The sequence below is a fragment of the Bacillus sp. JJ1562 genome (assembly GCF_036962705.1).
GTDB lineage: Bacteria > Bacillota > Bacilli > Bacillales > Bacillaceae_L > Ferdinandcohnia.
This window is the reverse complement of sequence record NZ_JBALOQ010000003.1, coordinates 343,527-356,660: the sequence shown is the minus strand read 5'-3', so window position 1 is coordinate 356,660 and position 13,134 is coordinate 343,527. Positions and strand designations below refer to the sequence as shown.

General features: G+C 37.0%; 13 protein-coding genes and 1 pseudogene. 6 read left to right on the top strand and 8 right to left on the bottom strand.

Going from position 1 to position 13,134, the window contains the following annotated elements:
* The 4 genes from V7097_RS25985 to V7097_RS02670 form a co-directional block, all read right to left on the bottom strand.
* Positions 1-178 (bottom strand): IS3 family transposase (locus V7097_RS25985; protein ID WP_438824184.1); only part of this gene is annotated, 178 nt, incomplete at its 3' end.
* Between the two features lie 89 nt (positions 179-267).
* Complete coding sequence (locus tag V7097_RS02680) at positions 268-777, bottom strand: helix-turn-helix domain-containing protein (RefSeq protein ID WP_335702039.1); 510 nt, start codon at positions 775-777, stop codon at positions 268-270.
* Between the two features lie 83 nt (positions 778-860).
* Complete coding sequence (locus V7097_RS02675; RefSeq protein WP_335702038.1) at positions 861-1,022, bottom strand: hypothetical protein; 162 nt, start codon at positions 1,020-1,022, stop codon at positions 861-863.
* A gap of 55 nt (positions 1,023-1,077) precedes the next feature.
* Complete coding sequence (locus V7097_RS02670; RefSeq protein WP_335702037.1) at positions 1,078-1,698, bottom strand: DUF2238 domain-containing protein; 621 nt, start codon at positions 1,696-1,698, stop codon at positions 1,078-1,080.
* 404 nt (positions 1,699-2,102) lie between these two features.
* On the opposite strand from V7097_RS02670, the gene V7097_RS02665 reads away from it, so the two are divergent.
* The 3 genes from V7097_RS02665 to V7097_RS02655 are packed head-to-tail and all read left to right on the top strand — an operon-like array spanning position 2,103 to position 6,008.
* The gene (locus V7097_RS02665) at positions 2,103-3,722 is read left to right on the top strand and encodes a spore germination protein (protein ID WP_335702036.1); all 1,620 of its coding nucleotides are present in this window, start codon (positions 2,103-2,105) and stop codon (positions 3,720-3,722) included.
* Positions 3,715-4,818 (top strand): GerAB/ArcD/ProY family transporter, encoded by a 1,104-nt coding sequence (locus V7097_RS02660; RefSeq protein ID WP_335702035.1) that lies wholly within the window; start codon positions 3,715-3,717, stop codon positions 4,816-4,818. Before V7097_RS02665 ends, V7097_RS02660 begins: the two co-directional genes overlap by 8 nt.
* Positions 4,815-6,008, top strand: a complete 1,194-nt coding sequence (locus V7097_RS02655; protein WP_335702034.1) for a Ger(x)C family spore germination protein — start codon at positions 4,815-4,817, stop codon at positions 6,006-6,008. Before V7097_RS02660 ends, V7097_RS02655 begins: the two co-directional genes overlap by 4 nt.
* A gap of 370 nt (positions 6,009-6,378) precedes the next feature.
* Here the strand turns inward: V7097_RS02655 and V7097_RS02650 are convergent.
* The 4 genes and pseudogenes from V7097_RS02650 to V7097_RS02635 form a co-directional block, all read right to left on the bottom strand.
* Positions 6,379-6,600, bottom strand: a pseudogene (locus V7097_RS02650) (YdeI/OmpD-associated family protein); the annotation flags it as partial.
* Between the two features lie 97 nt (positions 6,601-6,697).
* Positions 6,698-7,042, bottom strand: coding sequence for a hypothetical protein (locus V7097_RS02645; protein WP_335702033.1), 345 nt, complete (start codon positions 7,040-7,042; stop codon positions 6,698-6,700).
* Between the two features lie 216 nt (positions 7,043-7,258).
* Positions 7,259-7,852 (bottom strand): YdeI/OmpD-associated family protein, encoded by a 594-nt coding sequence (locus tag V7097_RS02640; RefSeq protein ID WP_335702032.1) that lies wholly within the window; start codon positions 7,850-7,852, stop codon positions 7,259-7,261.
* 109 nt (positions 7,853-7,961) lie between these two features.
* Positions 7,962-8,582, bottom strand: coding sequence for a DUF3298 and DUF4163 domain-containing protein (locus tag V7097_RS02635; RefSeq protein ID WP_335702031.1), 621 nt, complete (start codon positions 8,580-8,582; stop codon positions 7,962-7,964).
* Positions 8,583-8,802: 220 nt separating this feature from the next.
* Here V7097_RS02635 and V7097_RS02630 point away from each other — a divergent pair, with 220 nt between their 5' ends.
* The 3 genes from V7097_RS02630 (at position 8,803) to V7097_RS02620 (ending at position 13,116) form a co-directional block, all read left to right on the top strand.
* On the top strand, positions 8,803-9,915 hold the full coding sequence (locus V7097_RS02630) for a glycoside hydrolase family 88/105 protein (RefSeq protein WP_335702030.1): 1,113 nt from the start codon (positions 8,803-8,805) through the stop codon (positions 9,913-9,915).
* A gap of 240 nt (positions 9,916-10,155) precedes the next feature.
* The gene (gene dctP / locus V7097_RS02625) at positions 10,156-11,199 is read left to right on the top strand and encodes a TRAP transporter substrate-binding protein (protein ID WP_335702029.1); all 1,044 of its coding nucleotides are present in this window, start codon (positions 10,156-10,158) and stop codon (positions 11,197-11,199) included.
* A 90-nt stretch (positions 11,200-11,289) separates the two neighbouring features.
* Positions 11,290-13,116, top strand: coding sequence for a cache domain-containing sensor histidine kinase (locus V7097_RS02620; RefSeq protein WP_335702028.1), 1,827 nt, complete (start codon positions 11,290-11,292; stop codon positions 13,114-13,116).
* Positions 13,117-13,134: the final 18 nt, after the last annotated feature.

Genomic DNA, 13,134 nt, shown 5'->3' with positions numbered 1-13,134 from the left:
GAACTTGGCACTTAATCCCTAGTTCGTTCATTAACTTGAGGACAGTTTTTGGATCATGTCTAAAACCTTTCTTATCAAGCTCTTTTTTAATGTTACGGTGTCCATAACGGCCTTTATGTTGGTGATAAATTTCTTGTATCGCTTCTTTCACCGGTGCGTATTTATCAGGGCGGTCCATGTGTTTTGTCCAAAAATAATAAGTACTTCTTTTAATGTCTGCAATCTTGATTAAATCAGCGACTTTGTATTCATTCCTTAGTTCAAAAATTACTTGCGCTTTGAGTTTTCTTGTAATTTTTCCTGTTTCTGAACTAAGGCATTCAACTTTTTTAGATAAGCGTTCTCCATTCGTAACCGTTCGACTTCCTGGATAAGGGATTCCTTTGTTTGATTATTCGGCTCATCCGTTTTTCTTGCTTTTTTCATTGGAGGTCGCCCCTTCTTCTTTGGTAATAGGGCTTCTACTCCTTCTGTTTCTACAGCTTTCCTCCATGTTCTGATGATGGAGGGATCAGGAATTTTAAACTTCACCGCTGTATCATTTAGAGATGCCCAATTGTCGTCCATATATTTGAGTACCTCCATTTTAAACGCTGCGGAGTATTTTGTATAACTTTTTCTTAAAGAATCCTCTCCATATTCCCTGTAAAGGTTTACCCATTTTTGAATGGTTTTATGAACCGTACCAAGCTTTTTAGCAATATCACGATAAGAATGGCTTCCATTTTCATACTCTTTTACTGCCCATAACTTGTCCTCGAATGTAAATTTAGCCATATAAAAACTGCACCTCCATTGTTAGTTTTGTGTCTAACAATTTTGGTGCAGTTCAATTACGGTGAGTTATTTGGTTAAATACCCTATTGTTTAAAACGCTCATCGTTCTTTCGTGCAAACGCACCACCCTCACGTATAGTTTCAGCTAGAGCACGTTCAGCAAGCATCTCCATACTTACTTCTTCTTTATACTGATTTTGAGTAGAATTGTTTTTTAATTTATTTTGGTTTTTCTTATCTGTCACGGTTATTCCTCCTTTCTTTTTTTAGTATGGTCTCTATATGTAGCTATCATGACCTTTACAATTTATTTAATAAACGATTATGAAGTTTGCTGAAAATTAGTAATGCAAGAATTGAACCTAAAAAGGTTAAAGACATATCCCATTGAGTATCCCAGATATCACTTTGAGTACCTAAGAAGTCCTTCGCAGCCTTTCCACCATGTGCGATTTTAGAAACTAGCCACTCAATAATTTCATATAGGGCTGCAATCGCTAAGGTAGCACTTAAAACAAAAGTAACTACCCAGAAACCTTTTTTTAACTCGGTTTTCCTTATTATGATTTCTCTAATTACAATTGCAAGTAGCCCTTTTAGAAAATGTCCAAATCGATCATAGTGATTCCGGTTTAGATGGAATTCCTCTTTGATCCAATTAAAAAGAGGAACTTTAGCATATGTATAATGACCGCCAACAAACGTAAGAATGCAAAGAATTGCAATAATCACATATGCTAAGGTTGTAAAACGGAATTTATTGTATGTCGATATTAGAATAATTATTCCGATGACAGACGGAACTACTTCTAAAGCCCAATCTCTATATGTGTTAGGTTTTATTCCTGACCAAAGTAAAACAGAAAGTACAATGAAAAGAAGGAAAATATGTATAAGTGTACTTTTTTTATCTCTCTTCAAAGGTTTCACTCCAGATTTAATGGATTTTAATTAGTATTTCAATATAAAAATATTACATACCATACACTGTGCCCCAAGGAGATTCCTTGTGGCTTTTGATTGTTTTATATGGGTTATTTCGCTAGTGACAGTATTTTTCCGATTGTGACAGTAATTTTGATTTAGTGACAGTAATTTTCAAATAATGACAGTAACCAAAAAGTTCTAATGCAATAAGTCTCTGTGATAGATTTAGATGAAGAACATAATCTAAAGACGCCTCGTTTTTAATCCCAATAGTTTAAATTAATATTTCCCTTATACAACTACATAATACTAAAGTCCTATAAAAAGTACTATTTCTCCCAATTTATGCATGGATAAAAATGCTTGAAACAGAATAGCAAATTGAAGGGGGGAGAAGGATGCCGTCATTTTTCAAAAAGAAAGAAAAACACCAACAAGAAATCTCATTACCTGAGAGTCAAGTCTTAGAGTCAAAGCAAGAAAGTATAAGCAATGACTTAGAACATACGGTAGAAGAGGTTAAACTAATTTTCGAAAGCGATATCGATTTTTCAACTAGAAGGTTTCATTTATTTGGTGAAGCCTTAGCTGTCGTCCTTTATATGAATAGCTTAGTTGATCAAGAAAAAATTGATAGAGATATTATTAAGCCTCTTCAAGAGAAAAGACCCGGTGAGTCCTACATTAAATCCAAAATCACCACAAACTGTCTCACGTCCAGCCTACTGGAAGATGTGCTGTATCATTGTTCAGGAACATCTGAGTCAAGGCTATCAATTTTATTAACTGGTCTATTGAGAGGGCAATGTATCGTTTTAATTGAGGGTTCAGAGCAAGCTCTCCTTCTTGATGCATTCAAGCCTGAGAAGCGAAGTCTCGCACAACCTGAAACTGAGAGAGTGGTTAGGGGTCCTCGAGATGGGTTCATAGAACAAATCATGACGAATGTATCTCTATTACGTTATCGTTTACCTGTTCCTGAGTTTAGAATAGAGCACATGGAAGTTGGTAGGCGTACAAAAACTAGAGTGGGAATTTGTTACATGGAGGGTATTGTAAACCAAGAGTTATTAAATGAGGTGAAAAAGCGTTTAGATCGGATTGACATCGACCGAATACTGGATGCTGGATATATTGAGCAGTTTATTGAGGATAACCCTCGGTCGCCATTTCCACAGGTTCAAAATACGGAACGGCCAGATAAAGCCGTAGGTAATTTACTAGAAGGTAGAATCGTACTATTAGTAGATGGTTCTCCGTTTGTATTGGTTGTACCTGCAATTTTTAATCAGTTTTATCAAACGAGTGAGGATTATAATGAGAGGTTCTTAATCACGAGTGCGGTTCGCTTGATTCGCTTTATGTCTCTCATCTTTTCCTTAACATTTTCGTCCTTTTATGTAACGGTTCTTTGCTATCATCCAGAGATGATTCCAGCGAAATTTGTTGTCGCTGCTTCAAGCGGTCGTGCTGGGGTCCCCTTCCCGGTATTTATTGAGGTGTTTTTGATGGAGGTGGCGATGGAAATATTACGTGAAGCAACCGTCCGAATGCCTCAGCAGGTAGGTGGGGCGCTTTCGATTGTTGGGGTGCTAGTTATTGGACAAGCAGCTGTTATGGCTGGATTCGTTAGTCCAATAACAGTTGTAATTATTGCACTATCCACGATTGGGTCGTTTGCAACACCTTCGTATAATGCAGCAACAGCTTTTCGGATGCTGCGTTTCCCCTTAATTATTCTCGCTGGAACTTTTGGATTACTTGGTTTAGCGTTTGGGGTTATGTTCATCCTCAATCATATGCTATCATTACGTTCATTTGGTCTTCCGTATATGGCACCTGTTGCCCCAGGGAATTTTACGGGCATGAAAGATTCATTCATTCGCGCTCCACTTCGATGGTTAAAGAATCGGCCAGCAGAGTTAAAGCCACAGGATGTAAAAAGATGGGACTCTAAAAAGGAATGGACACCGAAATCGTCATTGAAAGGCCAAGAGGATGGTGATTCCAATGGATAAGCAACGAGAAAAAATTACAGAGGTACAATTGGCATTCATTGTAATCAGTTCTATCCTTGGTGTTGCAATGCTCGCCTTTCCGAGGTTTGTTGTCAAGGGAGCGGGGATAGGTGCTCCATTTGCAAGCATAATTGGAGTTGGAATTACTTTCATCGGTCTTTTAGCAATTGTGTATTTGGGAAAAAGATTTCCAAAGCATACCGTCATTACATACAACGAAATCATCTTAGGAAAATTTATTGGTCGTATTTTTAGTATAATGATCATTCTATTTTTTACCATAATCATGGGCCTTGAAACACGACAATTTGCTGAAGTAGTAACAGGCGCACTTCTACCAACTACACCCATTCAAATTGCCATCTTTATGATGATTTTTTTATGTGCAACAACTGGGTTTCAAAATGTTTCAACCTTTGCCTATATCCATTTTTTCTATATGCCGTTGATCATTTTTCCATTAGCACTTGTCTTACTTCCAGCCTTTGGAGACATTGAGGTATATCACATTACTCCATTTTTAGGAAACGACCCAACTTGGAGAGAATTTTTAAAAGGAAGTCTTGCGGTTACACAGTCGATGTTAAGCTTTTTCATTATAACAATGGTCATCCCTTATATGAAACAACCAGAAAAATGTCTGAAAGGTGGAGTCTGGGGACTTTTGATAGCCGGCTTTATTGTCATTTTTATTGTGTTCATGACGGTCGGTGTATTTGGAGATGAGGATATTCTTCAAATGTATTGGCCAACATTAATTCTAGGTAAAATGATTACTGTTCCTGGTGAAATTTTAGCAAGGGTGGATGCTATTTTGGTTATTTCCTGGATATATGGTGTTTTTACGACACTTCTATCCTATTATTTTATAATTGTTCGCGGAATAGGGGAACTTTTTCGATACTACAATTACCGGGTGATTGCAGTAGCAGGTTTTCCGGTTGTTTTTTGTATCGCAATTTTTCCACAAAATATTTATCTTATGTATGATTATATATTGCTAGTAACAATGTATGGCCTTCTGTTAACGATTGTATATCCTGTGATCCTTTTAGTAATTGCAAAGCTGCGTAAAAAAGGAGGAGTTTCAGCATGAAAATGATACGAGTTTTTATGCTCCTTCTTGTATTTATTCTTTTTTTAACAGGATGCTGGGACAGGTACGAACTTGAGGAACGTGCAAATATACTGGCACTTGCAATTGATCTTGCTGAGGGGAATGATAGAGCAGAAGTAACACATCGTGATGGAGATTTTCCAGAAGGGAAAAAAGATATTTTCTATAAAGTTACTGCTCAAATCGCATTACCTGGAAAAATTAAGCTTGGCCCTGAAGGAGGTGGAGGGCAAGGATCAGAGAAAACAGTGTGGTTATTAGACACATATGGTCATACGATTAAGGATGCTATGTCCAATCTCCAGCAACAGCTTGCTGAAAAATTATATCTTGGGCATCTACAGATTATTGTGGTATCCGATGAAGTTGCGAAGAAGGGTATTAAGGATATAAGTGAATTTTTAAAGCGTGATTACGAGGTCCGAAGAACAGCCTGGATGGCAATTAATAAAAAAGATGCGGCAAAAGTTTTGAGAACAGCACCACCACTTGAAACAGTACCAGCACTTTATTTAGCAGATACATTAGATAATGCGGTCCGTTTTGGAAAGCTACCAAGGGAATTTCTCGGGAACTTTTGGATAGATGTTTTAGATAAAGGGATTGACCCAGTACTGCCGGGGGTAAAAGTCATTAACAATGATCGAATTATGGTTGATGGAATAGCTTATTTTCGAGGTGAAAAAATGGTTGGTCTAACATCCCCGATTGAAATAGGTGCTTATATGGATATGAAAGAGAAAGCCTCAGGTGGTTACCCTATTAGCGTATCTATAGATGATAAGAGTGTTTACATGATTCAAACTCAAGAACGAAACTCTAAAATAAAAGTCGATGTAAAAAACGGGATACCGAGTGCAACAATTCATGTAGAAATAGATGCAATTCTTGAGGAAGCAATTGACGTAACCTTAAGTGGCGACAAAATGAGGCAAATCGAAAAAGCAGCCAATAAAAAAATGGAAGAAGTGAGCAGTGAATTAATCAAGCAGCTACAGGAGCACGGGTCAGATGTCCTTGGTCTAGGCGCCAGAATCAGAGCCAAATTCGGAACGTATTGGGACGAGGAAGTAAAAACCGATGAACAATGGTCGGACATTTACAAAGACATGGAGATAAAAGTGACATTTGACTATACAATCCGGCGGACTGGGATGAATTGGGAGTAGGGGGAATTGCTGGGACACTGGGTTTGTAGTGGGATTAAAATGAGTAAATTGGATTGTTTGGTTTGCTCATAGCCGAAGAAGGGGAATGAGAAACATTAGTAGAAATTTTGTTAGATGCAGCAAGAACAATGGAGAACCTAGTTGACTGTGAGATATATCTAGTAAAAGTTTCTCATGACGACCCAAATTCTGTGTTTGTTTACGAGGTAAAAAGGCCTCTTTATCGCTGGAAGCAACTCAATCGCTTGTAATAAACAAGGCAGCAGAGGTACATTCTTATGGCCTTAATCAAAAACTAACTCACCAAGTTTAGTGGCTTAATTTGATCGATTAAGTTGCTCTAAAAAGGGTAGCCTCTCTATCGAATGGACTAGTCATTTAATCCCTTTCCATCGAGAATCTGCTGCATATAGTTTTCAATCCGCGACAGCCTAGTTTTGGATTGTTTGGCATTTGAAAAATAAAGTATATATGCTCTTTGCCGACATGGTGTTAGTTCTTCAGGGGGTTCGTATTCTGTAGTCTTCTTAAGCTCCACCTTCAAGACGGCTTTTTCAACCTCTATGGCTTCACGAAAATAGGCTTTTATAATTCTGAAACTTAAAAAATATATGAGTAAAAACAATGCAAAATCAGCCACTCGCCCTATTGAGTGGCCTGTTTTTGTAATCATTACCTTAGTTAATATATTATTCCTTAAGCTGCTGCAGATAATATAAGAGCTCTCCATTAACAGTTTCCGCTATAAATATTCCGGTTTCCCCATTATTTGTACTATATAAGGCAGTCCCTTTTGGTAATTTGTTTGCTGAAAAATTCCACATGAAGAGTAAAGCTTTATTCGCTTCTCCCATTTTCTCTCCTTTTTGAAATTTTCCTTTTTCTTTTTCAAACCATTCCAGCCCGGTTACATTCGAGTAAACATTTCCTTTATACAAGAGGATATCCCTATCTTTATTCACAACATCAATTAGTACAGAGCCCAATAAAAGCACTAGACAGATCGAAATTAGAACCAAAATCATTTTCCTCATAAACTTCCCACCTTTATTCTTATGGAGACGAACAAATCAGCAAGATACTAGATTAAGAGTAACAGGGAAAATAAATATATTAAAGGGGATTTTTGTGAAAAACTGAATGTTTTGGGAAGTTTTTTTCGGATATTTGAAGGCTTTATGTGAGTAGAAGATGAAGTTGTGAATTTGAGAATTATAATAAGCTGCCTTTATTTGAGCAGCTTATTTTTCCTAATCATTTAATCCTTTTCCATCGAGAATTTGTTGCGTGTATTTTTCAATCCTTGCCACTCGGGTTTTTGCTTGTTTGGCACTAGAAAAATAAAGAATATATGCTCTTTGTCTACCTGGTGTTAATTCTTCGAAAGTAGTTTTCAGAACTGGCATTTCTTCGAATTTTTGTTCTAGTTCTTCGGGTGTTTCGTATTCCGTAGTCTTCTTAAGCTCCACCTTCAAGCCAGCTTTTTCAACCTCTAAAGCTTCACGAATATAGGCTTTAATAATAGGTTCCAATTCGACTATTTCTTGGACATTGCTGAAACGGATTTGTCTTGCTGCTTGTACATTTTCCGTTTGTTGGATTAATATCCCGTGGGGATCCTTTAACAAGGCACCTTTATGGAACAGTAGCGCACAGTAGTCTTTAAATCCATGCATTAATACGATGTTTTTATCCTCAAACATATAACATGGATGCATCCATTTAATATCTTCAGTTAGCTCAAAGTCAAGAATGATTTCTCTTAACTTCTCATATTCTTCCTTCCATTGTTTTGCCTTTTTTATGAATCCATCAACCTTACGATTCTTGTTATTTTCTGTCATAAAGGTTCACTCCGTATCTACTTATGTAGAGTTAAATGTATTAGCTAATAATAGGACATTATTTGGAAGTGTGTCAAGCAGAGCAGGGGGAAGGGGCAAGGTGACCCCCTCAATCATTCGTCGCCAACCTCCCAAGCGGACCATCTTCATCAATGATATCCTGAATGTCATAGACGGAGATTGGGAACATCGGGAAGCCGAATACATATGGAGTTAGGTCATAGAGTTGAAAATAGATTACAAGGGTTTTGTCAGCGATATAAAACTCCTGGTTTGGGCTTATCATTGTAAATTCGGAGATTAACTCAATATTTCGTTCCTTGATCTGCTCGTGAATGAGTGTGGACAATCTTTTTACATAATCGCTACCTGGTTTGAAGAGATCCTTGAGGTCACAACGCCTTCCTCGCTTAAGGTCAAAAGTTAATGATCGGATAAAAGTCATGCCATGGGCAGCTTTGTCGTGATAGGTGTAGTTTGATTGGGTCAGACTTAGTACCTTTCTTTGATTGTTTTTGATTTCATATGAACCTAGCATTTCTTTCACTATAGTTGGCATGTTTCCGACCTGCAGTGAGATTAATCCTTGCGTCTGATGAAAGATTGATTGGTTGATCAAATGTTGGAGTTGTTGATTTTTCATTTGATAAGCTTGGGGAAAATAGACTCTTTTCTGTGGTCCGAATCTGTAAGCCTGTGTCCTTATACGTACCGGAAATGATATAGGCATATGTCACTATTCCTTTTTGCCTTATCGTATTCCTTTCATGAAACTGTGTGAGAGCTTTTGGAAACAATAACAGGCTATCCTAATTATTAGGGGATTTCCTTCAGCGCAGGACAATAAATTACAAACTTATGTCAAAATACTCATATTTTAAATAGTTAGAATTATATGTATTATTAAAACAAGATGTTTTACTACTTTTGGAGGAGGAGAAACATTCGTGATGTCTGAAAATAAAGCATGGTCTGTCCGAATGGCTGATTTGGTTCTTCAATCATACCCTGAATTGTCGGATAAGTGGGATCATGAATATGGTGTGGTATTTAAGGGGATTGAAGATATTTGGTATAAAACAAAGGATCAAAAGTATTTCGATTATCTAGAAACCAACATAAAGCCACGCATTGCTGACAACGGAGAAATTGCCGGATATAAGCTTGAAGATTATAGTGTAGATCATATAAATACAGGAAGGCTTTTATTTACATTATATGACAGGACACATGATGAACGGTATAGAAAGGCAGCTACGAAATTACGGAATCAATTTAAAACACACCCTAGAACAAGTGAAGGGCTATTATGGCATAAACAAATATTTCCGTATCAAAGTTTTTTAGACGGCATATACATGGCATCTCCTTTCTACGCTCAATTTGCAAAAACCTTTAATGAACCAGAAATTTTCAAAGATGTAGTTAACCAAATAACTTTGTTGGCAAAGCATTCACGTGATGCTAGCACCGGACTTTTCTACCATGGATGGGATGAGAAAAAAGAGCAAATATGGGCGGATCCACATAAGGGACATTCACCAAGTTTTTGGGGACGTGCACAAGGCTGGTATTGTGTTGGGATTGTAGATGTTTTAGATTATCTACCTGAAGATTATCCAGAAAGAGCGCGATTAATTGAGATCCTAAATGGACTACTCGTCTCAATTATAGAGTATCAAGACCAAGAAAGTGGTGTTTGGTACCAAGTTGTTGATCAAGTAAACCGAACTGGAAACTACCTTGAGTCTTCTTCTTCGAATATGTACATATATGCAATGGCTAAAGGGATTCAAAAAGGGTATCTTCCTGAACGCCTCCTTCCTGCATTAAAACGTGGTTATCAAGGGATTCTTGATAACTTTATCGAGGTAGATGACAATGGAAAAATCAATCTTCACCAAACCTGTAAAACAGCTGGACTTGGAATAACGAACAATCGTGATGGCACATTTGAGTATTATATTAGCGAACCAGTTGCTACAAATGATTTCAAAGGGCTTGGCACTTTTATGATGGCTAGTGTGGCAGTAGAATCTATACCTGAGTTGGTTAAGAATTAATAATAACCTGTAAAAACATACCTGGAATCGTAGAACTTTAAGTTTCAGGTATCCCTCTTATCTTATTGTTGAAATCGCTTACAATTATCTTTGAACTTTGAAAAGAAGTATGACCATGGTTGCCTAATTTGATTATTTCTTACCTGGTAGAATCGCATTTAACTTTTATGCGTTCCATAGATTTAACTCTGGGAAATCTATTCTACAAATCAATGAAAAAACAAGGGGGTTTTAAGATTTATGAAGAAAAAAGGGATTATTGGATTTTTAACACTGTTGTTCGTTTCGATGTTGGTTCTTGCAGCATGTTCTGGAGGTGGTTCAGACAAGACTGGTTCCAATACCAAAGGAGAAGAAGAAGGAGATAAGCCAGAAGAAAAAACATATCAATTTAGACTAGCAGAAACCCATCCAATTGATTACCCAACCACAAAAGGAGATATTAAATTTGCAGAATTAGTGGAAGAACGGAGTAATGGTCGTATTAAAATTGATGTCTTTCCTTCCTCACAGCTTGGAGAAGAAAAGTCGGTCATTGAGCAGGTACAATTAGGGGCAATTGAATTCACGAGGGTAAGTAGTGGTCCTCTAGCTGAATTTAATAGTGATTTTGGGGTGTTCAGTCTTCCTTATATTTTTGATAATGATGAACATACATGGAATTTCTTAAATGGTGATATGGGAACAGCTATGCTTGAGAGCTTACAGGAATCAAAATTTATGGGTCTTGCCTATTATAGCTCAGGCTCTAGAAACTTCTATTCTTCAAAGCCACTTAACAGTATTGAAGACGTCGAAGGATTAAAGATCCGTGTCCAACAAAATACAATTAACATGGAAATAATCGATGCGCTAGGAGCAAATGCAACGCCAATGCCATATGGAGAAGTGTACAGTGGTTTACAAACAGGTGTTATAGATGGGGCTGAAAATAACCACCCAAGCTACTTCTCGGCAAAACACTATGAAGTAGCACCAAACTATATTCTTGATGGACACCAACGTGTTCCTGAAGTGTTGTTAATTTCCAAAAAGGTTTGGGATGAATTATCTGCTGAGGATCAAGAGCTTATTAAACAGGCTGCTCTAGATTCTGTCGAATTTCAAAGAGCAGAATGGGATAAATATGAAAAAGAAGCTTTAGAAGGGGTTAAAAAAGATGGAGCTACGGTTGTTGAGGTTGACGATTTAACTCCATGGCAGGAAAAAGTTAAACCAGTAATTGATAACCACCGTGAGGAATTTAAAGAAGTACTTGATGCAATTGATGCTGCCCGAAAGTAAGAATTATGGTACGATTATGTCAAGAATGAGAAGAGACTCATAATGGGCCTCTTCTTTTCCTTCATTCAATAATAAAGTGGGGCTGGTTAATTGAAATCTGTATGGAGGAGAATTTCAAATCGACTTAATCGAACAGTTTTTCTTAGAGATAAATCATTGTCGGTAAAATTATCAGTATTTTCTGGAATTTTAATTATGTTCCCGATGATCATCTTTACATTCATATCTTATACGAGATTTTCAGAAGTCCTTCAAGAAGAAGCCAGTGAATATAATCGTCAAATCAATGAGCAGATTCAATTTTATGTGGAGGATTATTTACGAGATTTTGAGATAGAAGCATTAAAGATTATCAATCACCCTGATACGATAAGGCTTTTAAAAGCAGATACATTTCAACACCTGAATGACGATACAGTTCCTGCAGTACGAAAAATTTTAGAGAATGCTGCATATTCTAGAGCAGACATCGTGAACTATACAATCATCCTCGATCAAGTACAAACCATTGATTTAGCAGCTACAGAACAAAAGCAATCATTACTAGAATTGCAGAAAGAATATTGGTATGATCTCGTCCCAAATAAAGGGCAAACTCGAATTCTGGTTCGCCGTATCCCCGATACCACAAGCATACAGGGGAATGTAACAAAGTCAGATGAACCAGTCATTACCATTGCAAAACGTCTAGTAAACCCTCGGGACTTACAACCATTTGGTATGTTAATTTTAGATGTAAATTATAGGAGAATGCATGATATTGTGAATCGGGTAAGACCGGGTCACTCCGGATATCTTTATATTTTAGATGATAGTGGTCGATATGTGTACCATCCCAATAACGAAAAGATTGGGGAGATGGCAAGTTCTACTGAGCGAAATATAGATGCTTCCGATCACTATTTTCTGAATAAGAAGGAAGACCTTTTTTTGACATGGAGTAAAAGTGATGTTCTAAATTGGCAATTTGTTACACATATCCACTATTCGGAATTAATGCAAGGCGCAAATTCCATCAGAAATACCCTCTTCTTCACATCAATCGTCTTTATCATCATTGCTTATTTGATGAGTTTGGGACTTGCCACTAGTTTAATTAAGCCTCTAAAGCGACTGCATCGCTTCATCAGAAAAGTGGAAGTAGGCGATTTCACTGGAAAAGTACCTGTTGTATCGAAAGATGAGATTGGAATGCTGACACATGGCTTTAATAACATGGTAGAGAAATTGGATGTTTTAATGGATGAGGTATACACGTCCAAATTAAAAGAAATAGAAATGAATCTTAGGCAGAAAGAAACAGAATTAAAGATGCTCCAAGCACAAATTAACCCGCACTTTTTATATAATTCACTGGACACAATAAGAGGAATGGCCTTAGAACGAGATATGGATGATATCTCGATTATGGTGGAATCCCTTGCACAGCTGTTACGATACAATATTAAAGAAGAAGCTGCAACCGTGACAATCAAACAAGAATTGCTAATAGGTGAAAAGTATTTAAAGATTCAAAAATACCGTTTCGAGGAGAAACTTACTTATCATTTTGATATTCCTAATGAATTGCTAGAAAAAAAGATTGCTAAATTTACACTTCAACCTCTCTTGGAGAATTGCATTGTACATGGACTAGAGCCGCAGAACGGACATACAAATATAACGATACGTTCAGAAATTCTCGATTCGGACGTCTTTGTGATAAAAATCTCAGATACAGGACCTGGTATCGATGAGGAGCAACTTAAAAAAATAAGAAACCTTTTAAATAGTGACCTCACAAATGATACCGTAAATCACATTGGCATCATGAATGTACATAAACGGATTAAGCATTTATTTGGCAATGAATTCGGTATTTTTATTAATAGTAGTCTTACATCAGGAACCACAGTTGGCGTTAAATTACCGCTTTAGTTTTTAGAAGGGGGAACG

Excerpts from the sequence above, each read along its gene's own strand:
- V7097_RS02680 (WP_335702039.1), bottom strand. The coding sequence starts at position 777 with ATGGCTAAATTTACATTCGAGGACAAGTTATGGGCAGTAAAAGAGTAT.
- V7097_RS02665 (WP_335702036.1), top strand. The coding sequence starts at position 2,103 with ATGCCGTCATTTTTCAAAAAGAAAGAAAAACACCAACAAGAAATCTCA.
- V7097_RS02660 (WP_335702035.1), top strand. The coding sequence starts at position 3,715 with ATGGATAAGCAACGAGAAAAAATTACAGAGGTACAATTGGCATTCATT.
- V7097_RS02655 (WP_335702034.1), top strand. The coding sequence starts at position 4,815 with ATGAAAATGATACGAGTTTTTATGCTCCTTCTTGTATTTATTCTTTTT.
- V7097_RS02645 (WP_335702033.1), bottom strand. The coding sequence starts at position 7,042 with ATGAGGAAAATGATTTTGGTTCTAATTTCGATCTGTCTAGTGCTTTTA.
- V7097_RS02640 (WP_335702032.1), bottom strand. The coding sequence starts at position 7,852 with ATGACAGAAAATAACAAGAATCGTAAGGTTGATGGATTCATAAAAAAG.
- V7097_RS02635 (WP_335702031.1), bottom strand. The coding sequence starts at position 8,582 with ATGCCTATATCATTTCCGGTACGTATAAGGACACAGGCTTACAGATTC.
- V7097_RS02630 (WP_335702030.1), top strand. The coding sequence starts at position 8,803 with ATGTCTGAAAATAAAGCATGGTCTGTCCGAATGGCTGATTTGGTTCTT.
- dctP (WP_335702029.1), top strand. The coding sequence starts at position 10,156 with ATGAAGAAAAAAGGGATTATTGGATTTTTAACACTGTTGTTCGTTTCG.